The sequence below is a fragment of the Chryseobacterium salviniae genome, from assembly GCF_035819015.1.
Taxonomy (GTDB): domain Bacteria; phylum Bacteroidota; class Bacteroidia; order Flavobacteriales; family Weeksellaceae; genus Chryseobacterium; species Chryseobacterium salviniae.
The window spans coordinates 1-24,142 of sequence record NZ_JAYLAA010000038.1 but is presented as its reverse complement, the minus strand read 5'-3'; the positions used below and the strand labels follow the sequence as shown (position 1 = coordinate 24,142).

Sequence of the window (24,142 nt, the reverse complement as noted above, 5' to 3'; positions counted from 1 at the left end):
CCTTAACCCTTATCTTTCCTTTTTTATTATTCTTAATAGGCTCAAAAAGAATATTTATAGAACTAAAAGGAATAATAACATTTGAATGATGGAATTCTAATTTGGTAATTTTTTGTGAAAAAATATTGCAAAATGATACTAGAGTTAGAAGTATAAATATTTTTTTATCATAATTACTATTGTTTTGTCAGTACAATATTATTAGGCAATGGCTGCGGATAATCCTGAGGAGCATAACTGTAATAAAAACAATCAGGCTCTATAAAATTTTCATCCTGAGAATAGCTCCACTGAAGTTTTGTTTTGGTTGAATCTGTGAAGTTAATTAATATAGTTCCAGACCTTTCACATAAATCCATATCTATATAGATAAGAGAATATTTATTATCTACTTTTCTAAATCCCCCTCCCTCTATTTTTGCTTGATTATCTGCTAAGTTTGTATTATCAAAAAGAATAAGTCCATTTAAATCTGTTACTTTAAACTTTGCTATCAAGCAATCCTTATAATATTTGAGAGTGTTATCAAATTTATTTGTCATTTTTTTTATTGAAACATAAATAATTTTATTGTTCCAGCTTCCTTTCCACGTACCTTCATAAGCAGGGAGTTCATTATTAGTGTCTTTCTCATAAGAGTTTTCAGGTATATCTGAAAAATTACGTAATGGATAAGTTTGTGATCTACAGCTTATAGAAATAATAATAACTACTAATAAAAATATATTTTTCATGATAAGTATTTTTTAGTTACGGGCAAGGTGTTTGTTTTATTGAGTTGGATGAATTAGGATCATATTCTAATTTTACAGCAGAGGTAGGTGTTACTCTATATACTTCCAATCCAGGTTTATTGATTTTTTCTTTCATAAATTTAACAAATTCTTTTTCAATATTTGGTTGCGTAAATTTATCATCTCTCATCAATTTATCATAGATAATTTTATAATCTTTTTTCAACTGTTTTACTGTATCATAATTGAGAGAACCGGGATAATTTGTTCCGGTATACACCAGCATATAGCTTCCTCCTGAAGTAATGGTTATAGAATAAGCATTGGAGTAGCTCCCTGTATATTGGTTGGCTTGTGATAAAAGCGTATTAAATAAGTATTTTATATCTACAGGCGATGGTACTTTTACAGGATAATTTCCATTACAGTCGAGATTGGTATGGGTATGCATAAGCCCCACTAATCCTGCTGCATTGCTTGGCATCACAGCATCTTCATTATTTGTGGAGCAAGGAGGCATATCTACTGAAAAATAAGAAGGCGGTATATTATTTCCTATTGGAGGATATCTCATAATAAATGCTTTCTCATGATCCAAATCAAAATTTTCAGGTTTGTTCAGCTCATTATATTTTTCTTTAAATTTTGTATCTGAAAAAATAGATTTTATTTTCTCACAAGGAGTCTGTGTTTGAAGATTCCCACCCAAATTCGGCAGCGTAGGGGTACCTCCCAATTCTCCCTGCACTCCTTCTACGGTATTGGGATCTGTAGGGTTGGTTTGTGATCCTGAACTATTACCACCATCCACTGGCTCTCCTCCGCCTGTCGGTGCAGTAGGAGAAGACGGAGTGGGAACCCACCCGCCGGTAGGAGCGCCCGGTTCCGGAGGACAAACCAAAATCTCTATGGTATACATCTTAGGAAGGCCCGCTCCGGTACAGGTACAATTGCCCCAATCACCAATATTACCTTCCCCAACCTGCAAGCATCGTCTGTTTTTACTGTACAGTGGGATTATAGATAATTGGAGTTGTTAGATTGTTAACAACTCCAATTATTATTTAAAAATATTTTCTATCACTTGTAAACCATAATATCCTTCACTATTTTATTGCCATAAAATGCTTTTTCTTCGTTTGTGAAATAAAAATGATTTTTATCTTCATAGTATTTTACATCGGAACGAGGAATAGAATTTTCCCATTTAATTCGTAATGTTACTACACGGCTAAAGCTATATTCTTTTTGACAAAAATTAAATGTAGAAGATTTTACAATTTTTTTATCCTTAAAATAAGCATCAGCCCAAACTGTTTTAGGTTGAATTTGTGTCATTTGACCTAATAGATAGGAAAAAGGTTTATTTATATATTGAGATTTATTAATCTCAAATTGCTTTATATAACTTAGTGTATCTAATTGTGCTTTGCCCATAAAAACAAAGAGCAAAGCACAAATTAAGCTTATTTTATAGCAAATCTTCTTCACTTGTATACCAGTATATCTTTTACAATTTTATTTGCATAAAATGTCTTTTCTTCATTGGTAAAATAATATCCGTTCTTATTTTGGAGGTATTTTACATCTGATTTTGGAAATGGGTCTTGCCAGATTATTGTCAATACAACAACGCGATTACCAATATATTTCATATTGCAAAATAAAAATTGAGAAGATTTTACAATGGTTTTATTCTGGGGGGGGGAATCAGCCCAATGAGATGTTGGCTGAATTTGTGTTATCTGGCTTAGAAGATAAGAAAAGGGTTTATTAATATATTGTGCTTTGTTGGTTTCAAATTGTTTTACATAGTTTAGCGTATCCAATTGTGCATGAACTTTAAAGCTAAAAGCGAATAATAATAGAACAGTTAATTTTGATATAATTTTCATATTTTTGTTTTTTAAAGGTTACAATCAGTGGTTTGTTCATAGATGGTTTCATTGAGATCATTAGGGTCTTTACTTTCTTTTACAAATAGGGTTTTGAAACCGCCATCGGTTTGTTTGATGCTGATGCTCATGCCGGTATCATATTTCCTCAAAACATACGCCTGAGCCAAAGCGAAAGCTTCATCATCGGTCTTACCCTGCTTTTCAAAATGTCGCTTTACTTTTTTAAAATCAATTTCAATAGAACTTCCTTCTTTCCAGGCTGCCCCATCGATATAATCCGCTTTTGGATAATTATTCTTAAAATTCTTAAACTTAGCGAGATCTGTAATAAATACATTATACATACCGCCGGAAGAGCCTAATACAAATGCAGTGCTAAAATTAGCATTATATTTATTAGCAGTCTGGAAAATATAAAAATCATTAGGCGAAAAACATTCATAGGCATCCCCATTATGGGTATGCAAAGATCCCGTAACGGTAAATTCGTAATCCGTAGGAGGCAAATTAATGCCTGATTCCGTTCCTACCTTTATATCGCCGGTGGTATAACTTCCATCATCTTTTGTCCCAAAATTAAAGCCTTTTTCAAAAGGGTCTGTTGCTACTGTAGCTCCTGCTGTTGTAATAGCCGCATTAATTTTTGCCTGATTTAAAAGTTCTTTTGCTTTTATATTCGCTTGGTTAGCTTTTTCACAAGGATTGTTTGGAGGTAATCCCAAATTCGGCAGCGTAGGGGCACCTCCGAGTTCTTCCTGCGCTCCTTCTACGGTATTGGGATCTGTAGGGTTGGTTTGTGATCCTGAACTATTACCACCATCCACTGGCTCTCCTCCGCCTGTCGGTGCAGTAGGAGAAGACGGAGTGGGAACCCACCCGCCGGTAGGAGCGCCCGGTTCCGGAGGACAAACCAAAATCTCTATGGTATACATCTTAGGAAGGCCCGCTCCGGTACAGGTACAATTGCCCCAATCACCAATATTACCTTCCCCATGTACCCCATGACAGCACGCCTGATACACCTGCTGGCTTTCATAATAACAGCCGGAGCCTGCCCCTTTTGCAAGAGCCTGATGGTATGTTCCCTTAGCCACTTCCACAGTAGTGGTTTTGCCGGTGAGATCTATCCCGTTGCCAAGGCTCAGCTCGTGCCAGTCGTTCTGCGTAAGATTGTAAGTTTTTACTAATTCTTTGTAGGTTCCGTCCGGTTCGAGGCTTAATATCAGATTTTCTACCGGAGCATCAGCAGGAGCGTTATCTCTATTGATTTTAAAGGTATAGGTATGATAAGGGCCGTATTCAATATACACCACATCCTCGGTATCTATGGAAATCCCATCTCCATATTGCACCACTTTTCCGGCGGTATTTTTTGCTTCAAACCCATGTTTTGCTTTTTCCAGTTCGGGAAGAAGCTTTACTTTGTGTTTGCTTTCGTTTAAAGAAATTCTTTTGGAAGTAAGCTGGAATTTAGAACTGTTAATACTATTCATATCCTGCTCAGGAAATACATCATTCCTACAGGAAAAAAGAGTGAGGAATACCGTTAATAAAAACAGCCATGAAATCTTTCTCATCATTCGTATTTGTTTTGTGGGTTAAATATAATTCTTTTTTTATAGAGATGCATTTTTTTATTGTTAGGTTGGAAAACTTATTTCGAATTAAACAATTTTATAATCTTCAGATTACATTTAACAAATATATAGAGCATGATTTATTATAAAAAATCTGTTTTTGCATAAATTTACCCGAAAACCGGGTAAGCAGTTGTAATGGAAAATATTTTATATTTGTGTAAACATTAGATACAGAAATGACAAATACCGTAGCCGAAAAGATAAAGAGATTACGAAAGTCTAAAGGATTTTCACAGGACGATATGGCAGATAAGCTGCATATTTCGCAATCTGCATATGCCCGTATAGAAAGCGGAGAAAGCAATTCATGGGTAAATCATATAGAAAAGCTAAGCGAAATTTTTGAAATGAGACCAGAAAATTTCCTTACTGATGAAGCGAATAATCTTGAGCAGGAGAATACAGATCAGAAAGGAGGTATGGCATTTCAGTTTGTAGGAACTATAAATACAATAAATTCTTTATCCGAAAAACTTGTAGAACAGTACGAAGAACGCATTAAAGAATTAAAAGAACAGGTAGAATACTGGAAAAGCCAGGCTGAAAACAGCAAATAATTTCCTTTTTTCCCGAAAGGCTGCTGCACCCCTGCAATGACTTTTCGGGAACCCCCGAAAGTTTGCCGCACCCTCGCAACGGCTTTTCGGGAGCCTCCGAAAGCTTTCTGCAGCCTGCAGGAGATTTTCGGGAACACCCGGAAGGGATTTTTATGCAAGAGCCTTCCGGAATACATTAATTAATCGCATCATACGGTTTAAATAATAAAATATACACAAATGAATTTTATCGACTTACCCAAACTCCGCAACGCAGAATACCTGCAATACGTAAAAGACTTCTCAGGAATTATCACCCTGAACAATCCCGCAACCTTACAGATCGACGCCAAGCTTTCCGCCTTCAATACCAAAATTTCCGAGCTGGAAAACCTGTATAAAAAAGCATTGGCCAATGAAAAAACACAGGATCTTTTGCTGTTGGATGAAAGAAGGGATAATGCCATCAACGGAATTTACTATTTTCTTTTGGGGCATTCTTATCATTTCGAATCAGATAAAAAACAGAAGGCACAATTGCTTCTCGACAATATGGCTCTGTACGGAAGCGGTATTGCCCGTTTAAACTATCAGGCAGAGACCGCCACGCTTAATAATCTCATCAAAGATTGGGAAAATAAACCCGAACTCAACGATGCGGTTGCCTCCTTTAATCTTTCTGCATGGGTCAATGAGATGAAAACAGCCAATGACCTGTTCAATACCACGTATCTTTCCCGTACCCAGGAATACGGAGATGCCAACCCGGAAACCATTAAATCGAAAAGGGAAGAGGTGAATGCCGCCTACTATGCATTGCGGGACCGGATCGATGCGCTTCATCTCCTGGTAGAGACACCGCCGTCACCATACGCCACCGTCATCAACCAGCTGAATGCGCTTACCGATCAATACAATGTGCTGCTTGCAAACCGAAAGGATATCCTGGGGAATGACCAGCAGCCACCATCACAGGAGTAGTGTTTTTAATAGTAAGATGTAAGAAGTAAAATGTAAAAGGATTGATTGGACAAGAATGAAGCGTTAGGTCTTATTAAAATATCAAAGATATTTCCTTAACTCTTCTTACAATATTATAAAATCTTACTATTAAAAGAATATTATCAAGAACAAAAAAGGCTGCATTACCAGAAATGCAGCCTGTATTTTAGTTGAAAAAATGCTATGCTTTAGTTAGCTCACTTTTAAAATTTTCAATAGTCGTTCTATACATTTCTTCGTAGATCGGAAGAATGTTTTTCAGATCGAATTTAATGGCCTGTTCTTTCGCATTTTTCTTCATTTCGGTTAAAAGCTCTTCATTGCTTAGAAGTTTAATGGTATAGTTGCTCATGGCTTCCACGTTCCCGATTTCTGCCAAAAACCCGGTTTCACCCTGGATGTTTACTTCCGGAATTCCTCCCGCATTGGAACTGATCACCGGTGTATAGGCAGCCATCGCTTCCAGTGCGGCAAGACCGAAACTTTCCTGTTCCGAAGGCAGTAAAAACACATCGGATAACTGAAGAATTCGGTACAGGTCGTTTACCTTTCCAAGCAGACGGATTTTTGAGATGAGGTCAGGGTTTTCCTCAAGAAACTGATTAACCTTCTCCATATCCGGCCCTTCCCCGATAATGATTAATTTCGATTTTACCTTTTTCTGTACACTTTTGAAGATCTGAAGCACTTCATCCACTCTTTTTACAGGGCGTAAGTTGGAAACGTGGATCAGGATCTTTTCATCAGGATTTGCAAATTGTGTTCTTTGGCAATCACTCGGTTCGTCAAATTCAGAATTATCAATAAAATTGGTAATCACCTGGATTTCTTTTTTAATATTGAAGAACTGCAGCGTATCTTTTTTTAAGCTTTCGGATACGGAAGTAATCGCATCGGATTGGTTAATGGAAAATTCTACAGCATGCTTGTAGCTTGGATGCTGTCCCACCAGCGTAATATCGGTACCGTGAAGCGTTGTAACCAACGGGATGTCATTATCATCTTCCTTCAGCATCTGCTTTGCCGTAAATGCAGCATACGCATACGGAATGGCATAATGGGCATGAAGCAGATCCAGCTTATAAAGGTTCACAACGCGGTAAATCATTGAGCTGAGTGCAATGTCATAAGGCTGATACTGGAACAGGGGATAGGTCTGAACATTTACCCGGTGAAAGAAAATATTCGGATTGGTAATATCTAATCTCGCTGGGAGCGCACTGCTGATGAAGTGCACTTCATAGCCTTTATTGGCTAGCGACATTCCCAGTTCTGTTGCTACAATTCCGCTTCCGCCGTAGGTGGGATAGCAAAGTATGCCTATTTTCATTGATTTTGTTGTTTGATTTTGTAAATATAAATTCACCTTATTTTTCATTCACCGGCAATAGGTCAATTCCCATTCCCGCTTTTAGTTGATCATTCACCGAAACAGGAAGCCTGCCCCATATTTTTGTTTTTCCTTTCAGCGCATTGGCTGTAGCCGTCATAGAATCGTTGTTGTTTTCATAGGAAACCAATACCGTAGAAATGTTGGAAATATTAATATCTTTCAATGCATAAGCGCTTCCGAAAACATTCAGGATAACATTCTGGCGTTTTGATAGGTCAGATAAGATTTTTTTGGAATTTTCTGAAACTTTATACGATTTGTATGCGGTTGAATTATCTTTATGAAAACCTACGATTACCGTAGAGTTCGCAGGAATTGTATTTATCTCATTTGCTTTTTTAATGATGATCTGAGATCCCATTTCATTGGCAAAAGTTTGGTAAGGCGCTTCTTCTAAAGGAACATAATAAACCTTTTTTTCATGCAGTGGGAGTAAATTCTTTTCATCTTTTAATAATGTTAAAGCATTAGCATATAAATTTTGAACCAACGTTTTGTGCAAATCATTATTTAAATCTGAGTTAATATTCTCAGGATCTTTCGGACTGTATTGGTTCAGGCCTAAAAAATATTTTGTAAGAAGGATTTTCTTTACGCTTTCTTCAATTCTTGACTGCGGAATTTCACCATTGTCAATGGCTTTCTGAATGAGTTTCTTTCCTTCTGCAACGCCCTGCGAGAAAAGCATAATATCATTCCCCGCTTTGAAAGCTAAGGCATCCAGTTCACCTGGTTTGTACTTGCTGGCCACTGCATTCATGTTTAATGCATCAGTGATGATAAGTCCTTTGTAGCCTAATTTTTCTTTTAATAAACCTGTGATTATATTTTTGGAAACCGAAGCCGGAATTCCTTTTCCCGATTCAAAAGCAGGAACATATAAATGAGCAACCATCACTCCGCCGATTCCTTCTTTCATTAATGCTTTAAAAGGTGCTAATTCAATAGTATTAAGCCTATCTAGATTGTGGGAAATTACCGGAAGATCCAGGTGAGAATCGGTGCTGGTGTCACCGTGACCCGGAAAATGTTTAATCGCCGCAAGAATATTATTATCCTGAAGTCCGCTTGCATAGGCAGATGCAGAGCTGATTACATTGCTTACTTCAGACCCGAAGCTTCTGTTGCCAATTATCGGGTTATCAGGATTGGTGTTCACATCAACTACCGGCGCAAAATCCCAGTTGATTCCCATTCTGTGGCAGTCTTCAGCTATTTTAGCAGACATCTGGCGGATAAGGTTTTTATCCTGAATGGCTCCTAGCGTCATGGCCCACGGAAATTTGTGAGCTGCAGCAATTCTCTGGTATAATCCCCATTCCGCATCCATCCCGATCATTAACGGAACTTTAGATTTTTGTTGTAATTTATTAACGAGATTAATTTCTCTTGCAGCGTCATCCTGCATTAAGATCAGTCCGCCAACCTTTTCATTGGCAACAATATTCCGGACGTTATTGATCTCATTTTCACCTTTATTGGTGTATAATGCGACGATAAAAAGCTGTCCGAGCTTTTCCTCCTGCGAAAGGTTTTTATATGTTTTGTCAACCCAATGATGAGCCTTTTTGAGATCTTCTTTGGAAAGATTTTTTGGTGTGTATTGAGCCGTAATTTTCGGGCTTAATGATAAGATAATAAAGATTGATGTACAGATCAGTTTCTTCATAATTTTGAATAATAACAAAAATACAATTAAAATGATGATGAAAACAATGTTTTTAAGTTTTTTGGTATATGATTTGAATACGCTTTATAAATAACAAGAACAATTAAACTTTTATAAAATGAAAAAATATCTTCCAATTTTACTATTAGCTTTTGTAAGCTTATTTATATTCAGTTGTGATGATGATGAAAATTTCGTGGGAGATGGTGATACTTACTCTAAAATGAGGGATGTAAGTGGAAGCTTTACCAATGCAAACGGATATTCCTTCACCGTTCCGATTAGTATAGAAAGCACAGATGTAGTGCTTGTGTATAGAAGAGATCCTGCAGCAAGTAATGCATGGCAGTTGATCCCCAAAACTTATTTTTTGTCAGGCGGAAGAGAGCTTGATTATAACGCATTATTTGATTCTCAAAATGTAGAAATTTATACTGAAGCCAATTTTGATCAGACAACAATGACGTCTTCTGAAGTTTCACAGTATCTCACCAATCAGACTTTCAGAGTTGTTTTAGTTCCTGCAAGTCCTGCGAAAGGAACGTCGGCAGTAAATACGAGTGATTACAATGCTGTTGTAAAATATTATAATCTTGATGAATCTAAAATAAAGACAATTAAAGTTAATTAAGCATATCTTTTCAGTTTTTTATAATTACAAAAAAGCTCCGGAATTAATCCGGAGCTTTGCATTTATTTATCATTATCATCTAATAGATGACCAAAAAAATCTTTCTTTGTCTGCAGATAAGCTTTACTAATCTCGTTGGCCGGAATTTGTAAAGGAATTCTTGAATTAAGATGAATATTGCTTTCTTCAACATACTTTACCTTTTCAGGATTATTGGTAAGAAGATTAACCTCTTTTATACCAAGTAAATTAAGAATTTCAATAGCTACCCCGAAGTTTCTGTCGTCAGCAGGAAGGCCCAGCTTAAGATTGGCTTCTACGGTGTCAAACCCTTTTTCCTGTAAAGAATATGCTTTTAATTTATTAATGATCCCGATATTTCTGCCTTCCTGGCGAAGGTAGATAATAACTCCTCCATTTTCATGGATATATTTCATGGCAGCATCCAGCTGCTGCCCACATTCGCATTTTTTTGAATGGAAAACTTCTCCGGTAATACATTCTGAGTGGAAACGCACGTTTACAGGTTTTGAAAAATCTGTTTTTTCTGCGACGATAGCCATATGAGGCATCCAGTCATTTTCGTTTTCGGATAAAGCAATCATTCGGAAAGTACCATATTCCGTAGGAACATTCGACTCCGCCTGAATTTTAATCATTAATACCCTTAGTTAGTTAATTTCCCTTTATGTAATCTTCAATTGCAGAAACGTTTGTTTTTAATCTTACAAGATACCGGTTGAGGATCTCATCATCATCTTTGTTAAGATTTTGTCTTAGTTTCTGAACTTTTTTATAAGATTTTTCAAAGTCTTTTAAAGCTTTGTTTTTCCCACTCAGATTATCAGCATCTATCGCATAAAGATAGTTTTGCAGACTGTACTTCAGTGTAATAATTTCAGTGTTTAAAGCTGTATTTCTGAATTTGGGAAAAGTGGCGATCAGATTTGAAATCTCAGAAGCGTTTACATTGCTTTTTACGTTGATATCAATGGTGTTTTTGGCTCCCTTATCAGAATCTGACCCTTTGGTTTCGCTATAAAAGCCGGTTGACAACGGAGAAAAATTCTGTTTTTCCGTTGCACAAGATGTTATAATTAGTAATACCCCAAAAAAAAGTAATCGTTTCATTTTTGCTGCCCCTTTTGATACAGGACTGGGTTAAGACTTTCATCATTGTACATTTTCATTTGTTTGTACACTTTCATCTTAACATCACCGTTCTCAATATCAGTAAGCAACTGATTAATAGAAGTTGAAAGATCTTCATGCTGTGCAAGAAGAACATCTAATTTTGCCTGGCAATTGGCTCTGTGTTCTTCGGAAGCTGAATCTCTGTTTGCCTCTAACGACATATGATAAACCTTGAGCGCGAGAATAGATAACCTGTCTACCGCCCATGCGATAGTCTCAGTATTGATCTTTGCATCAGGTTTAGGAATTACACTTTCATACTTTTTAAGAAACCAGCTGTCTATAAATTCTACCAGATCAGTTCTTTTCTGATTGGATGCATCTATCGCCCTTTTAAGTTGAAGCGCTTCAGCCGGATCAATATTTTCATCTCTAATTATATCTTCCAAATGCCATTGAACGGTATCAATCCAGTTTTTTGCATACAAAATCCGTTCCAAAGTGTCTTTTTCGAACGGGTTATTAATTAGAGTGTTAACGTCATCAGACACGTGATAATCTTCAATAGATTTGTTGAAGACTTTCCAGGCGGTCTCTGTAAAATTCATCGGGTTATAGAATTTTTAGTTGCTTGAAGGATTATTGTTGGTGTTTTTGTTTTCCGCACCCGGTTTATCTTCTTCCTTTACAGCATCTTTAAATTCTTTGATACCAGACCCCATCCCTCTCATTAATTCAGGAATTTTTTTACCTCCGAAAAGTAACAGAAGAATGATAGCCACGATCAGGATGTGTTGCCAAGATAATGACAGTATTGTTAATGTATTCATTGCTAAATTTTTTACAAAGTTAATCTTTTTTTAATAAGAAACCCAACCTAAAGGATCAACAGGTGTGCTTCCGTTCCATACCTGGAAATCAAGGGTATACGTTCCATCGAAATCCTGGCCAATTACTCCTACCGGGGTTCCTGCAGATACCTGCTGGCCTTTGGAAACACTTACACTTGCAAGATTGGAGTAGATGGTGAAATAATTTCCGTGCTTCAGGATAACGGTTTTCGTGCCGTCACTGTTTGCCAGTACTGAAGAAACAGTTCCGGGGAATACAGATTTTGCCCGTGTTCCGGAAGGTACCGAAATTTTAATACCATTGTTTTCTTCGTCAATATTTTTAAATATCGGATGCGGATGTCTTCCGAAGCGGTGGGTAATTTGCCCTATTTTATCAGCAGGATAGCCTAATCTTCCTTTATTATCGGCAAAATTACTTCCGGCAACAGTAGTTACCCCATAGCTGGTCATGGCTTTTGTTTCGGCAGCTTTTTTATCATCTTCTTTCTTTTTCGCCAAGGCTGCTTCTGCGGCCCTTGCAGCGACAAGTTTATCTGAAGCTTCTTTTGCTTTTGCTGCTGCTTCATCCGATGCCTTTTTTGCGGCTATTTTTCTTGCTTCGTCTCTTGCTGTTGCTTCTGATCTTGCCGCATCTTCATTTCGTTTTCTTTCTTCTTCGGCTCTTTTCGCCGCCAGCTCAGATGCTTTTCTGGCTTCGGCTTCTGCGGCTCGTCTTTCTTTTTCAAGGGCTTCGGCACGGGCTTTATTTTCAGCTTCAATTCTTGCTTTTTCTCTTTCGGCGGCTATTTTAGCAAGGCGTATTTTCTCAGCTTCGGCTTTCTTTCTGGCTTCTTCTTCGGCCTTGGCAATTCTTATCTCCTCCGCAATGATTGATCTGATCTGCCCTTCCAGCGCTTTAGACTGTGATTGTTTTTGTCTTAGCTCTGAGGTAAGTTTGGATTCGTTTTTCTTAAATTCTGCTACAAGCTGCTCTTTTTGAGCTCTTTCCGCGTTGATGGTTGTTAAATCTTTTTGCTGGTTAGCAAGAAGATTCGCTTTTTCTTTTACGGAATTCTGTTTTTGGGCAATAGATTTTTTGATCTTAGCTGCTGCGGTAGTAATTTCCGCTGCTTTTTTATCCTGATAATCAGAATATTGCTTTAAATACTGAACTCTTCTTATGGCTTCTCCCAAATTTTTGGCAGATAGAATAAAAGTTACTTTATTCTGTACGCCTTTATTTTTATACGCGTTTACAAGAACTTTAGCATAGTTTTCACGAAGTACTTTAAGCTCTCTGTTCTGGCGATTAATTTCAAGCTGACGAAGGTAAATTTCGTCTTCAATAAATCTTTTTTCTTTCTGAGTATTGTTATAAACCTTTTCTCTCAACATCAGCTTTTTGTTGACGTTTTCAAGATAGGCCACGGAAAGCTTAGATTCATTTCTTGTTTTTGCTAAATCTGTGTTTATCTGAGCAATTTGTTTTTTAAGTTCAGCATTTTGTTTTTGCAACTGTTCTTTTTTGCCGCTTTGTCCATAGTACAGCCCGAACAATAAAATACCTATTAAAAAGCTAAATTTTTTAATCATTTAATCTCAATTTTCTTATAACTGGATGGCACAGAATAGGGCGTGTCCATCCTCGAAAAATCAAATTTCGTATTTTCCAGTAAAATCTGACTGTTTTTTGAGCCTTTTATAATTATTTTAACATTTTTAGGTAATCTGATGCCATTGATTTCTTCCCAATTGCTGTATGATACATTAAGTTCATCAGGAGAAAGAACATCTTTTAGGTTTACATTCAGGAGATCATAATTGGTATCATAGTCTAATGCGATTTTGTATTCTCTGGTTCTTCCTTCGGTTTCAATTTTCTGGTTAACATTAGATACCAGCCTAAATCCCTGCGAATTCTGAGTGAGCGTAAACTGTGAGTCGTTAATTCTTACAAAAGTTCTTCCAAGGAGGATTTTTTCCAAAGATTTATAATCGATAAAATTAACATTCAGAAGGTTGTTAAGGTAATCGAAATCAGAATCAATATATGTTTTGCTTGTTTTATCCTGTCCTTTTATTCCTTCAGGGGTTGCAATTCCGCGTGCTACCGTAATGATGAATGCCTGTAGATTCATCCATACTTTTTTGTCTTTTTCAATATAAATGGTTGCATCCAGCGTTGGGATAAAGCTTCCCATTTCCACATTTACTTTACTATTGATTTTGATCTGCTCAAACTGCGGAGGAGGAATTACATGTTCGAAAAAAGGAAGCTTATTTCTGATGGGTTCATTGGCATCTTTCGGCTGATCTGTTTCCAATACAAATGTACTGTCGGTTTTTATATTTTTATTGGCTTTTCTGCCAGCGTTTCTCGTTTTGCAGGATGTTACAGCAAAAAGCAATACGAGTACTATGATCCAGTTTTTCATGTATTTACCTTTCAATTTTAAAAATTACGGAGCAATATTAACGCCAAACCACACAAAACATTTTTGTGTGGCCTGAAGATAATTATTTACGTTGATATATTTTATCAAATTATTTCGATAAGAAATCAAGAACGGAAAAGTCTCCTAAAGAAATCTCTCTTGATACTCCGAAATACTGAGCAGAATTTCCAATCATTGAATTGGAAAGGTTTCCGTGGTTGATTTTCGTATTTTCCTGGATCAGGGAATTTTCAATATTGGAATTAACAATTACCGTATTATTTCCTAAAGAAACTCCGGGACCAATTTTTGAATTGGAAATTTTCACATTTTCACCGATAAAGCAAGGTGGAATAATTAATGAGTTTTCGATCTGTGCCGAGGCAGGATATTGAGACATTGATTCGTGTTCATAAGCAAGGATTTTGCTGTTGGTCTCTACAGTTGCATTTTTGTTTCCGCAATCCATCCAGTCGTTTACTTTTCCTAAAGTGAACTTTGCTCCTTTTGCACGAAGGCTTTCTAAAGCGGTAGTCAGCTGATATTCACCGCCGTTTTTGATGTCGTTATCCATCAGGTAATTGATCTCATCCATCAGCTTTTCTGCACTGTTGAAATAGTATATCCCGATGATGGCAAGATCTGAAACAAAAGTCTGCGGTTTTTCAACAAAATCGGTGATAAACCCGTAGTTATCAAGTTTTACAACTCCGAAAGCAGAAGGGTCTTCCACGCTTTTTACCCAAATTACCCCATCTGAGTTTTTATCCAGGATAAAATCTGCACGGAAAAGTGTATCGGCAAACGCGATCACCACATTACCGGTCATTGATTGTTCTGCACATTTAATGGCGTGAGCCGTACCCAGAGGGTCGTTCTGATAATAGATGCTTCCTTTTGCGCCCAATTTTTCAGCAATCTGAATCAGGGATTTTTCAATTTCAGGACCAAAATCTCCGATGATAAAAGCAACTTCTTCAATTTCTTCTCCTGCGACTTTGGCAATGTCTTCTACCAGCCGTTGTACGATAGGTTTCCCTGCAATCGGGATTAAAGGTTTCGGAACGGTAAGCGTATGTGGGCGTAATCTGGAGCCACGTCCAGCCATAGGAACGATAATTTTCATATTAATGAGTATCTTTTAATTTATTATTTTATGATCTTCTAAGTATCTTGTTAGCCATTGTTCTTTCATTATAAGCTAAAAATGCCATAAACAAAACGAATAATCCGTTTCCTATCCAATAATTGTCTCTAAAGTAATAAAAAGATACTGTAGAAATCATAATTGATAACGAAAGATAAATACCTATTTTTTTTATATTATAATGAATCGGGTATTGTATTTTACCCCAAATGTAAGAAATAACCATCATGCTGAAATAGGTAATTAAAGCAGCAAAAGCACTTGCCCAATATCCGTATTTCGGAATAAATGTAAAGTTAATAAAAATTGTAATGGCAGCGCCAATAAGAGAAATATATAAACCTACCCTTGTTTTATCCGAAAGTTTATACCAGATGGAAAGATTTAGATAAATTCCTAAAAATAAAGCACCCAGCATCACAAAAGGAATGATTTCTATGCCTTCATAATACAATGGGTTTTTAAGATATTTTTCAGAAATCCACTGAAGGTTTACCATTAATCCAATGTAAATCAAACAATTGCATATGACGAAAATATCCATTAAAACGGCATATGTTTTATGATTGTTTTTGTCTTTAAAGCTTGAAAAGAAATAAGGTTCAATTCCTAATTGATAAGCCTGCCTGAAAACCGTAATAAATGTCGCAATTTTATAAACAGCGCCGTAAACACCTATCTGATGTTTGGCTTCTTCTTTCGGAAGCAAATATTTTAAAAACTGTCGGTCCAGGGTCTGGTTTACAATTCCCGCAAGTCCGGCAATCATAACCGGCCAGGAATAATTCATGATTCTTTTCCAAAGCGTAAAATCAAATTTTCGGAAACTGAAGTTCACAAATTCCTTACCCACAATCGCTAATGTGATGATACTCTGTACTAAGTTGGCAATAAAAACATAGCCAACGCCAATTTCAGGATCATATTTCAAACCTAAAATCCCGTTTGGATATTTAGGAAGCCATGTAATAAAAAATACAACTAAAAAATAATAGGCTAAAGACCCAATCACTTTAGAGAGCATGTACTGAACCGGTTTTCCTTCCAGCCTCAAAACAGCGGAAGGAATTGTAGAAAATGCATCAAAAGATAAAATAAAAAGAAAAATTACCAGATAATTAACCTGATCCGGGGTTTCAAAGGCATTGGCAAGATCCTGCCTGAAAACATATCCCAAAAGCAGATAAATAAACCCGGTTCCTAAAACACTCAGCGCACACGTTGATATTAATGTTTTCTTGTCGATATCGCCTTCCTGGGCAAAACGGAAGAAAGAAGTTTCCATTCCGTGCGTTAAAAAAACTGTGATTACTCCTGCAATCGAATACCAATCCACGAAAGGTGATGAAGCAGAAGGCCCGAAAGCTTTGGTTACAATAGGTGCAATAAGAAAGGGAAAAATTCTTACCAATACGGAGCTAAGCCCATATACTGCGGTTTGTCCAAATAGTTTTTTATACAATTCTACATTTTTAAAGTGCAAATGTAAATATTAGAATTCATAATTCTTTTACTTATGTGTAAAATCAGTTTTGAAAATATTAAATTTGTGAAACATGAATCTAATCTTTAAAATTGATAATGAAAATTCTTATAAAAAATACCCAAATCGTAAACGAAGGTAAAATTGTTGAAGGTGATATTCTCATCGAAAATGATATAATTTCGAAAATAAATACGAATATTTCCGAAGAAGCAGACCAGACAATCGACGGTTCTGGAAAATACCTTTTGCCTGGAGTTATCGATGATCAGGTTCATTTTCGGGAGCCGGGTTTAACGCATAAAGGAGATATTGAAAGTGAATCCCGGGCAGCAATTGCAGGCGGAACCACCAGTTTTATCGAACAGCCCAATACAGTACCCAATGCCGTAACTCAGGAATTATTAGCGGATAAATATGAAATTGCTTCCCAAAAATCTTTCGCCAACTACGGATTTATGATGGGCGGAACAAATGATAACCTGGAAGAAATCTTAAAGACCAATCCGAGAAACGTTCCCGGAATAAAGTTATTTCTGGGTTCTTCCACAGGAAACATGTTGGTTGATAATCCGGAAACGCTGGAAAATATTTTCAGCAATACAAAAATGCTGATTGCCGTTCACTGCGAAGATGAAGCAACGATCAGAGCCAATACCCAGAAATATATGGATGAATATGGCGAAGATATTCCTGTGAAATTTCATCATCTCATCAGAAGTGAAGAAGCGTGTTACATATCTTCATCAAAAGCAATCGAGCTGGCAAAAAAAACAGGAGCTCGACTTCACGTTTTTCATTTGTCAACCGCAAAAGAATTGGAGCTTTTCAGAAATGATATCCCTTTAAAAGACAAAAAAATCACAGCAGAAGTTTGTGTTCATCACCTTACTTTTACCAACGAAGATTATGAAACAAGAGGTTCGCTCATCAAATGGAATCCTGCGGTGAAAACCCAGCACGATAAAGATGGACTTTGGGAAGCCTTGTTGGATGACAGAATTGATGTGGTTGCAACCGATCACGCACCTCACACCTGGGAAGAAAAACAGAATGTGTATACAAAATGTCCTTCTGGGGGACCTTTAGTTCAGCATTCTCTGGTCGTGATGCTGGAAAATTATAAAAACGGAAAAATTTCTTTAGAGAGAATCGTTGAAAAAATGGCTCACAATCCGGCAATTTTATTCAGGATTGAAAAAAGAGGTTTCATCAGGGAAGGCTATAAAGCAGATTTGGTTTTGGTTGATTTAAATCAGAATTGGAAGGTAGAAAAAGATAACATCCTCTACAAATGTGGCTGGAGCCCTTTGGAAGGAACGAATTTCCATTCAAAGGTTACCCACACTTTCGTCAATGGAAACCTGGTGTATGAAAATGGAAATATTAATGAAGAGAAATTCGGGGAGCGTTTGCTTTTTGAAGTTGAAGAATAAATATAAGATAGAATGATATCAATAGGAGCGGGCTTTAGCCCGCTTTTCATTTATAAATAATCAAAACGGCTTTAGCCAAAACGTATAAAAAAGGGAGAGTTTCATATTAAATTCTCCCTTTTCTAACTTATATTTGAAAAATTAATCAATAGTAATTCCTTCAATTGCTTTTTCCATAGCGGTTTCCTGAATCCCCGGAATCGACAAGCCCTCTGCACGGAATACGCTCACATCGGTAACACCATAAAAACCAAAAATATTTTTAACATAAGGAACATTGGAATCATAAACCTGGTAAGGCCCTTCAGAATAAATATTTCCTGACGTGAAAACAATGTATAATTTTTTGTTATTCAACAACCCTTTTGGTCCGTTTTCGTCATATTTAAAAGTATATCCCGCTCTGGAAGTAAAATCAAAATACGCTCTAAGAGATGCCGGAACCGAAAAGTTGTACATAGGAGAATCAACAACAATAATATCAGCTTGCTTTAGTTCGGAAATTAGTCCGGTTGAATATTCATTAATTTCTGTCTGTTCAGGAGAATAGTTTTCTGTTGGCGTAAAAAAAGTATTGATATGGGCTTCTTCTAAAATAGGAACCGGCTTTTTCGTAAGGTCCCGCTCTGTTACTACCGCATGGGGATATTTTTCCTGAATTTTTTCAATAACCGCTTTTCCCAATTTTCTACTGGCTGAAACTTCCATTCTCGGACTTGTAATAATGTGAAGTATGTTTTTCATTTTGTTAAATTTTAAATTTCTTCAGCAAATTTATCTACATTTGCTTATCAAAAGTTAGTAGTAAACAAAAGGTTAGCAGTAACCTTTGGGTTAGTTAAATTTGAAATTATGGAAAACAATGTTCTTTTAGACGAGCATATTACGGTTGAAGAATGTGGCGGATATCTTTCTTCCGTTGAAGATGCTATCTATGTAATTGGAGGAAAATGGAAGCTTAAAATTATTATTGTTCTGCAGGAAAGCGGCAATATCAGATTCAATGAGCTGCAAAGAAAAATTCCGGGCATCTCAGCCAGAGTACTTTCTAATGAGCTTAAAGATTTGGAACTGAACGGATTTGTAAAAAGAATGGTACATGCAGAACAGATGCCTGTGATCGTAGAATATATTTCAACCGATTATAGCAAAACCCTCAAACCGGTGATCATAGCGCTTTCGGATTGGGGAAAAAATCATAAGAATAATATCCGCCAGGACGTATTTTAATTAAACGACTGCCGAAATTCCAAAGGCGACATCTTCGTTTTCTTTTTAAAAAGAGTACTGAACGACTGGGCGTGCTCAAACCCCAGCTCATAAGCAATTTCACTTATCGATAATTCAGTTGTTGAGAGTTTTTCTTTTGCTTTACTGATCAGCTTTTCGTGGATATGCTGCTGTGTATTTTGTCCGGTATGAACCCGCAGAAGATCGCTTAAATAGTTGGGCGAAAGATTCATGGCTTCTGCGATTTCATGAACGGTAAGCAGTTCTTTCTCAACAGAATTGTTGTTAAAATAATTATTCAGAAAAGCTTCAAATTTTGCCAGCAGATGATGGTTTCCGCTTTTTCTGGTAATAAACTGCCTTTCATAAAACCGTTTGGAATAATTCAGCAGCAGTTCAATTTGCGACAAAATAATTTCCTGCGTATGATGATCGATGTGCTCACATTCTTTATCAATTTTAAATAAAATTTCAAGCAGATCGTTTTCCTCATCTTCAGATAAATGCAGCGCTTCATTAACGGCATAAGAGAAAAATCCGTAAGAAGCAATCGTTTTTGCCAGCGAATGTTTCAGGAGGAAATCTTCGTGGAAAATTAACAAATATCCTGTATTGTGGCAATCCATTGCCTGTAAATCCAGATGTTGAACCTGATTGGGCGCTGTAAAGCTCAACACCCCTTTATCATAATCATAATGCTGTTGTCCGTATTTTATTTTTCCGGTGGCATTCCGTTTCAGGGCTACACAATAATAATGGCTCACAAAACCTTTCCAGACCTCATCTTCAATAAAAACACTTTCCGAAAGGTTGATTACGCTTACCATCGGATGTTTCGGTTCAGGCAGCGACAAAAGTCTGTGAAAATGCGAGATAGATTGTATGGTGTTCATACCTAAGGTTTATAATAGTAAAGGTAACAATTATTTGGATTCATCACACTGTCTTAGATTTGGGCGCCTTTTTCCGTCTTCCACTCCCGCTTTTTTGCTTCACTTCGTTGCGCAAAAAGAGCTCCGTTCAAGCCGGGGCGCATAACAGTACTACTTTATAAACCTAACAGGTTTCAAAAACCTGTTAGGTTTGAATTATTAATTTAAGATTTAAATTTTAGAAAAGGAAATACTAATAATCCAACAATCCCATCCCGAATTCATCGTATGTCGCTCCGGTATCCGTTCCCAATGGCACAATACTTTCAAGCTTCTGTATTTCAGATTCGTTTAACTGAATGCTTGCTGCTTCAATGTTCTGTTCCAGATATTTTCTGCGTTTCGTTCCCGGGATCGGAACAATTCCTTTGCTGATGATCCACGCCAGAGCCAGTTGAGAAGAAGTGATCTCTTTTTCTTTTGCCATCGTTTCAATCGCTTCCACCAGTTCGATATTTTTATGGAAATGCTGTTCCTGAAATCTTGGAATTCCTCTTCGGAAATCATTTTCCGGCAAGTCATCAATTGTTTTAATATTTCCGGATAAAAAACCTCTTCCCAACGGTGAATAGGCTACAAAACCGATTCCCAGTTCATTCAGCGTTTTAATAACACCCTTTTCTTCTACTGTTCTTTCAAACAGAGAATACTCGCTCTGAACCGCTGAAATCGGATGAACGGTGTGCGCTTTCTTTACGGTTTCAGAAGATACTTCAGAGAGACCAATGTAACCTATTTTACCTTCTTTTACCAGATCACTCATGGCTCCGACAGTCTCTTCAACAGGAACATTTTTGTCCAGTCGATGCATATAATAAAGGTCAATATAATCGGTTTTCAGATTTTTGAGTGATCGTTCAACAGATTTTTTTACATAGTCTTTACTTCCGTTGATTTTCCAGGTGATCTGTTCATTGTCATCAATTTCCCAACCGAATTTGGTGGCGATGATGTACCGGTCACGATTTCCTTCAATTGCTTTCGCAATAAGCTGTTCATTTTTAAAAGGACCGTACAGATCGGCCGTATCCAGGAAGTTTCCACCCATTTCCAAAGAGCGGTGAATGGTTGCAATCGCCTCTTGTTCATCTGCCGGTCCGTACATATGGGCATCCCCAAATCCTGTCATTCCCATGCATCCTAACCCGATATTTGGGATAATAAGTCCCTGGCTTCCTAATTTTACCTGTTTCAATTTCATATTATTGATTTATTAATACAAATTTGAAGAGAAATCAAGAATGTGATGTATGCAAAATGAGGATTGTCGTATGCAAATTACGGATTGCTGTTTTTGAGGATCTACCCAAAAATTATTTTTCAGAAAAACGAAACCCGATGCCGTGCAGATTTTCAATGACAATATTTTCTTCCTCCGCCAGTACTTTTCGCAATCTTGAAATAAATACATCCAGGCTTCTCCCCATGAAATAATCATCATCGCCCCAAATGGCTTTCAGGATGTCCTGTCTTTTCAGGACGGTATTTTTATTGCGGATAAAATAGAAAAGCAGATCAGATTCTCTTTGGGTAAGAGTGATGATATTTTCTGCATTCTGCAGCGTATAATTTTTAGGATCGAATGTGTATTTCCCTACTTTAAATTTGGATGGAAGACTGTTGGTTTTCTTGGATCTTCTGAGGAAAACTTCGATCTTCAGAATTAATTCCTCAATGCTGAAAGGTTTTACGAGATAATCATCAGCCCCGATTTTCAATCCTCTGATCCGGTCTTCTTTCAATGCTTTTGCAGAGATAAAAATAATCGGGATTTCGGTATTTTTTTCACGAATTCGCTCGGCCAGTTCAAAGCCGTTAAGTTCGGGCATCATAATATCAAGAAGGCAAATGTCAAAATTTTCTTTATTGAATGCCTCAAGCGCCGACTTTCCGTTGCGGTAACATGAAATATCGTAATGGTTTTCCAGGCTGTCCTGAATCAGGAAAGCAATGGTTTCATCATCTTCGGCATATAGAATTTTAGATTTTTCCATCTCTTCAATGATTAAAGTGGCAGAGTAAGGGTAGTTGTAATTCCTTTATCGGCATTATTTTCAACTGAAATTTTCCAGTTGTGCTGCTGGACAATTTTTTTAACATAAAATAAACCGAGTCCAAAACCATTCACTTCATCGCTTTTTGTTGTATTCACTCTGTAAAATTTATCAAAAATATGAGGAAGGTTTTTAGAAGGAATCCCTATTCCGTTATCTTTAAACCTTAAATATAATGCTTTTGAATCTTTTAAGGAAGAAATATTGATGATAGGTTTTGTATCACAATATTTAATGGAGTTATCCAAAATGTTATAAATGATATTGGTAAAGTGAAATTCATCAGCAATGATGGATGTATTGCTGTCAATATCAATTTCCACGGAGAGATCTTCATTCTTTTGTTTTATGCTATCAACAATTTCCTGAATGAAAGGAAGCAAAACAATCCTTTGCGGTTTCAGGGATAATCCGGAAGCATCGTTTTTGGCAATATTGAGAATCTTTTCGATATGTCGGTTCAGTTTATAACTTTGCTCGGTAATGATTGAAGTATAGGTCTGGAGTTTCGGGTTTTCTTTTACAGCATCCTGTTTGGTAAGAGATTCCGAAGCCAGCAATATCGAAGAAAGCGGTGTTTTGAATTCATGCGTCATATTATTGATGAAATCCCGCTGCAGTTCTGCAAATTTTTTCTGCTGAATAATCGTGTAGATCGAATACACATACACCAGAAGAATAATGATTAAAGCAAATGTAAGCAAATACCAAAACCGCAGCGAACTGATAAGATACGTGGTTTTATCCGGAAAACGGATGGAAAAATAATAAACAAGATTTTTATGTTTGGGAAATTTGATCACTTTCTCCTGGGGGCTTTCCTGATGCTGTGAAATGAATTTTCCATAGATCATCTGGTCGCTGTGGCAATTATATAACGCATAAACATAATCTGTATTAATCTGGAAACGGTTAAATTCCGTCTTAAGATAATGTTCCAGTAGCTCGGGATGAAATTCGTTGTTGATGTTTACCACATAATAATCATTGGAAATATTCTGTACCGGACTTTCGCTGAAAGATGTTTTTCCGCCCGACAGTTTTTCTACCACTTCAAGCAGGGCAATGTTTACGGTCTGGTTAAACTTTTTGTCCTCAAGATTATAAGCCTGCCGGGTCCAGAGCAGCTGTGCAATCAGTATCCCGATAATTGCGACAAACCCCAGGCTAATGATAATATTGAGTTTTTTTATTTCCATTTTGCTGAACAATATTATCCAAAAAAAATTATTTATCTTTGGCTATTAACAACTCATTAACAAATGTTTGAAACCGGTTAACATCAGGAACCTGTTATCGCCATTACATTTGTTGTATTGAAATGCAACACATTTCTCTTTGAAACAAAAATAAAATTTTATATCATGAAAAAATTAAAAATTACAGCGCTTTTAGCGGTTATGGCATTTTCTCCTTTCTATGCTGGAATTCTTCCTGCTGACAGCAACCCTGTTGTGAAAGTACTTGCAGATGCGATCAAATGGAAGTCAGAATCTATTGATGTAGGAAATATCCCTCAGGGAAAACCGAAATTAATCCGATTTGAATTTACCAACACTTCCAAAAAACCAATTGTGATAGAAAATGTTGCCCCATCTTGCGGATGTACAACGGCAGACTATACCAAAACTCCTATTCTTCCCGGAAAAAAAGGGTTTGTAGAAGCAAGCTATAATGCAGCAAGTGCAGGTCCTTTCATGAAAACCGTAAACGTTACGACCAGCGACAGCAAAACTCCGAAAACGCTTTCATTTAAAGGAACAGTTGTTGCTTCTTAATCTGGATTAAATTTAATCTTGTTCAATATAAAAAACAGCGCAATCATTATTGGTTGGGCTGTTTTTGTTTTTAGAAGGAAATTGAGTATTCAAAAACTATAATTTTATTTGAAGCAATTTCCGGCTTTCCGCACTCGCTATTTTGTTTGTTTTGGGGGGGGGGGGGGGGGGGGGGGG

General features: G+C 36.8%; 26 protein-coding genes. 6 read left to right on the top strand and 20 right to left on the bottom strand.

Translation table 11 applies throughout. From position 1 onward, the window contains the following. Window positions 1-176: 176 nt before the first annotated feature. The 5 genes from SOP96_RS10190 to SOP96_RS10170 all read right to left on the bottom strand — a co-directional run bounded on the left by SOP96_RS10190 (window position 177) and on the right by SOP96_RS10170 (window position 4,212). Window positions 177-734 (bottom strand): DUF6705 family protein, encoded by a 558-nt coding sequence (locus tag SOP96_RS10190; RefSeq protein ID WP_326320880.1) that lies wholly within the window; start codon window positions 732-734, stop codon window positions 177-179. Window positions 735-750: 16 nt separating this feature from the next. After that, window positions 751-1,722 (bottom strand): hypothetical protein, encoded by a 972-nt coding sequence (locus SOP96_RS10185; RefSeq protein WP_326320879.1) that lies wholly within the window; start codon window positions 1,720-1,722, stop codon window positions 751-753. 92 nt (window positions 1,723-1,814) lie between these two features. After that, complete coding sequence (locus tag SOP96_RS10180; RefSeq protein ID WP_326320878.1) at window positions 1,815-2,225, bottom strand: hypothetical protein; 411 nt, start codon at window positions 2,223-2,225, stop codon at window positions 1,815-1,817. Next, on the bottom strand, window positions 2,222-2,629 hold the full coding sequence (locus SOP96_RS10175; protein ID WP_326320877.1) for a hypothetical protein: 408 nt from the start codon (window positions 2,627-2,629) through the stop codon (window positions 2,222-2,224). Before SOP96_RS10175 ends, SOP96_RS10180 begins: the two co-directional genes overlap by 4 nt. A gap of 11 nt (window positions 2,630-2,640) precedes the next feature. After that, window positions 2,641-4,212, bottom strand: a complete 1,572-nt coding sequence (locus SOP96_RS10170) for a hypothetical protein (RefSeq protein ID WP_326320876.1) — start codon at window positions 4,210-4,212, stop codon at window positions 2,641-2,643. 236 nt (window positions 4,213-4,448) lie between these two features. Between SOP96_RS10170 and SOP96_RS10165 the strand changes: the two genes are divergently transcribed. Together SOP96_RS10165 and SOP96_RS10160 are read left to right on the top strand one after the other, a co-directional pair. Continuing rightward, entirely contained in the window at window positions 4,449-4,829 is a 381-nt protein-coding gene (locus tag SOP96_RS10165) for a helix-turn-helix domain-containing protein (protein ID WP_326320875.1), read from the top strand. 219 nt (window positions 4,830-5,048) lie between these two features. Continuing rightward, window positions 5,049-5,789 (top strand): DUF6261 family protein, encoded by a 741-nt coding sequence (locus SOP96_RS10160; protein ID WP_326320874.1) that lies wholly within the window; start codon window positions 5,049-5,051, stop codon window positions 5,787-5,789. Window positions 5,790-5,991: 202 nt separating this feature from the next. Here the strand turns inward: SOP96_RS10160 and bshA are convergent, their stop codons facing one another. After that, the gene (gene bshA, locus SOP96_RS10155) at window positions 5,992-7,140 is read right to left on the bottom strand and encodes an N-acetyl-alpha-D-glucosaminyl L-malate synthase BshA (RefSeq protein ID WP_326320873.1); all 1,149 of its coding nucleotides are present in this window, start codon (window positions 7,138-7,140) and stop codon (window positions 5,992-5,994) included. A gap of 37 nt (window positions 7,141-7,177) precedes the next feature. Next, entirely contained in the window at window positions 7,178-8,872 is a 1,695-nt protein-coding gene (locus SOP96_RS10150) for a glycoside hydrolase family 3 protein (RefSeq protein WP_326320872.1), read from the bottom strand. Window positions 8,873-8,990: 118 nt separating this feature from the next. Here SOP96_RS10150 and SOP96_RS10145 point away from each other — a divergent pair, with 118 nt between their 5' ends. Beyond that, complete coding sequence (locus SOP96_RS10145; RefSeq protein ID WP_326320871.1) at window positions 8,991-9,503, top strand: hypothetical protein; 513 nt, start codon at window positions 8,991-8,993, stop codon at window positions 9,501-9,503. Window positions 9,504-9,565: 62 nt separating this feature from the next. Here the strand turns inward: SOP96_RS10145 and ribA are convergent, their stop codons facing one another. The 8 genes from ribA to SOP96_RS10105 all read right to left on the bottom strand — a co-directional run bounded on the left by ribA (window position 9,566) and on the right by SOP96_RS10105 (window position 16,514). Continuing rightward, window positions 9,566-10,162 (bottom strand): GTP cyclohydrolase II, encoded by a 597-nt coding sequence (gene ribA / locus SOP96_RS10140; RefSeq protein ID WP_326320870.1) that lies wholly within the window; start codon window positions 10,160-10,162, stop codon window positions 9,566-9,568. Window positions 10,163-10,178: 16 nt separating this feature from the next. Further along, window positions 10,179-10,634, bottom strand: a complete 456-nt coding sequence (locus SOP96_RS10135; protein ID WP_326320869.1) for a hypothetical protein — start codon at window positions 10,632-10,634, stop codon at window positions 10,179-10,181. Next, complete coding sequence (locus SOP96_RS10130) at window positions 10,631-11,245, bottom strand: DUF4254 domain-containing protein (protein ID WP_326320868.1); 615 nt, start codon at window positions 11,243-11,245, stop codon at window positions 10,631-10,633. The genes SOP96_RS10135 and SOP96_RS10130 overlap by 4 nt, the downstream gene beginning before the upstream one ends. Window positions 11,246-11,260: 15 nt before the next feature. Continuing rightward, window positions 11,261-11,467 (bottom strand): twin-arginine translocase TatA/TatE family subunit, encoded by a 207-nt coding sequence (locus SOP96_RS10125; RefSeq protein WP_326320867.1) that lies wholly within the window; start codon window positions 11,465-11,467, stop codon window positions 11,261-11,263. Window positions 11,468-11,497: 30 nt separating this feature from the next. Beyond that, on the bottom strand, window positions 11,498-13,063 hold the full coding sequence (locus SOP96_RS10120) for a peptidoglycan DD-metalloendopeptidase family protein (protein ID WP_326320866.1): 1,566 nt from the start codon (window positions 13,061-13,063) through the stop codon (window positions 11,498-11,500). After that, complete coding sequence (locus SOP96_RS10115) at window positions 13,060-13,905, bottom strand: DUF4292 domain-containing protein (RefSeq protein ID WP_326320865.1); 846 nt, start codon at window positions 13,903-13,905, stop codon at window positions 13,060-13,062. Before SOP96_RS10115 ends, SOP96_RS10120 begins: the two co-directional genes overlap by 4 nt. 109 nt (window positions 13,906-14,014) lie before the next feature. After that, complete coding sequence (locus SOP96_RS10110) at window positions 14,015-15,031, bottom strand: sugar phosphate nucleotidyltransferase (RefSeq protein ID WP_326320864.1); 1,017 nt, start codon at window positions 15,029-15,031, stop codon at window positions 14,015-14,017. A 28-nt stretch (window positions 15,032-15,059) separates the two neighbouring features. After that, window positions 15,060-16,514 (bottom strand): lipopolysaccharide biosynthesis protein, encoded by a 1,455-nt coding sequence (locus tag SOP96_RS10105; RefSeq protein WP_326320863.1) that lies wholly within the window; start codon window positions 16,512-16,514, stop codon window positions 15,060-15,062. A gap of 119 nt (window positions 16,515-16,633) precedes the next feature. Here SOP96_RS10105 and SOP96_RS10100 point away from each other — a divergent pair, with 119 nt between their 5' ends. Beyond that, on the top strand, window positions 16,634-17,971 hold the full coding sequence (locus SOP96_RS10100; protein WP_326320862.1) for a dihydroorotase: 1,338 nt from the start codon (window positions 16,634-16,636) through the stop codon (window positions 17,969-17,971). 141 nt (window positions 17,972-18,112) lie between these two features. On the opposite strand, the gene SOP96_RS10095 is transcribed toward SOP96_RS10100, so the two are convergent. Further along, on the bottom strand, window positions 18,113-18,715 hold the full coding sequence (locus tag SOP96_RS10095) for an FMN-dependent NADH-azoreductase (RefSeq protein ID WP_326320861.1): 603 nt from the start codon (window positions 18,713-18,715) through the stop codon (window positions 18,113-18,115). A 108-nt stretch (window positions 18,716-18,823) separates the two neighbouring features. On the opposite strand from SOP96_RS10095, the gene SOP96_RS10090 reads away from it, so the two are divergent. Continuing rightward, entirely contained in the window at window positions 18,824-19,201 is a 378-nt protein-coding gene (locus SOP96_RS10090; protein ID WP_326320860.1) for a winged helix-turn-helix transcriptional regulator, read from the top strand. Here the strand turns inward: SOP96_RS10090 and SOP96_RS10085 are convergent. The 4 genes from SOP96_RS10085 to SOP96_RS10070 form a co-directional block, all read right to left on the bottom strand. Continuing rightward, window positions 19,198-20,094: a helix-turn-helix domain-containing protein gene (locus SOP96_RS10085; protein WP_326320859.1), complete on the bottom strand. Its 897-nt coding sequence runs from the start codon at window positions 20,092-20,094 to the stop codon at window positions 19,198-19,200. The two genes, SOP96_RS10090 and SOP96_RS10085, sit on opposite strands and share 4 nt — an antisense overlap. 232 nt (window positions 20,095-20,326) lie before the next feature. Next, complete coding sequence (locus SOP96_RS10080; protein WP_326320858.1) at window positions 20,327-21,334, bottom strand: aldo/keto reductase; 1,008 nt, start codon at window positions 21,332-21,334, stop codon at window positions 20,327-20,329. A gap of 112 nt (window positions 21,335-21,446) precedes the next feature. Further along, window positions 21,447-22,127 carry a response regulator transcription factor gene (locus SOP96_RS10075; protein WP_326320857.1) on the bottom strand — a complete coding sequence of 227 codons (681 nt, stop codon included), beginning with the start codon at window positions 22,125-22,127 and terminating at the stop codon, window positions 21,447-21,449. Between the two features lie 11 nt (window positions 22,128-22,138). Then, window positions 22,139-23,386: a sensor histidine kinase gene (locus SOP96_RS10070; protein ID WP_326320856.1), complete on the bottom strand. Its 1,248-nt coding sequence runs from the start codon at window positions 23,384-23,386 to the stop codon at window positions 22,139-22,141. 165 nt (window positions 23,387-23,551) lie between these two features. Here SOP96_RS10070 and SOP96_RS10065 point away from each other — a divergent pair, with 165 nt between their 5' ends. Next, the gene (locus SOP96_RS10065; RefSeq protein ID WP_283421959.1) at window positions 23,552-23,965 is read left to right on the top strand and encodes a DUF1573 domain-containing protein; all 414 of its coding nucleotides are present in this window, start codon (window positions 23,552-23,554) and stop codon (window positions 23,963-23,965) included. Window positions 23,966-24,142: the final 177 nt, after the last annotated feature.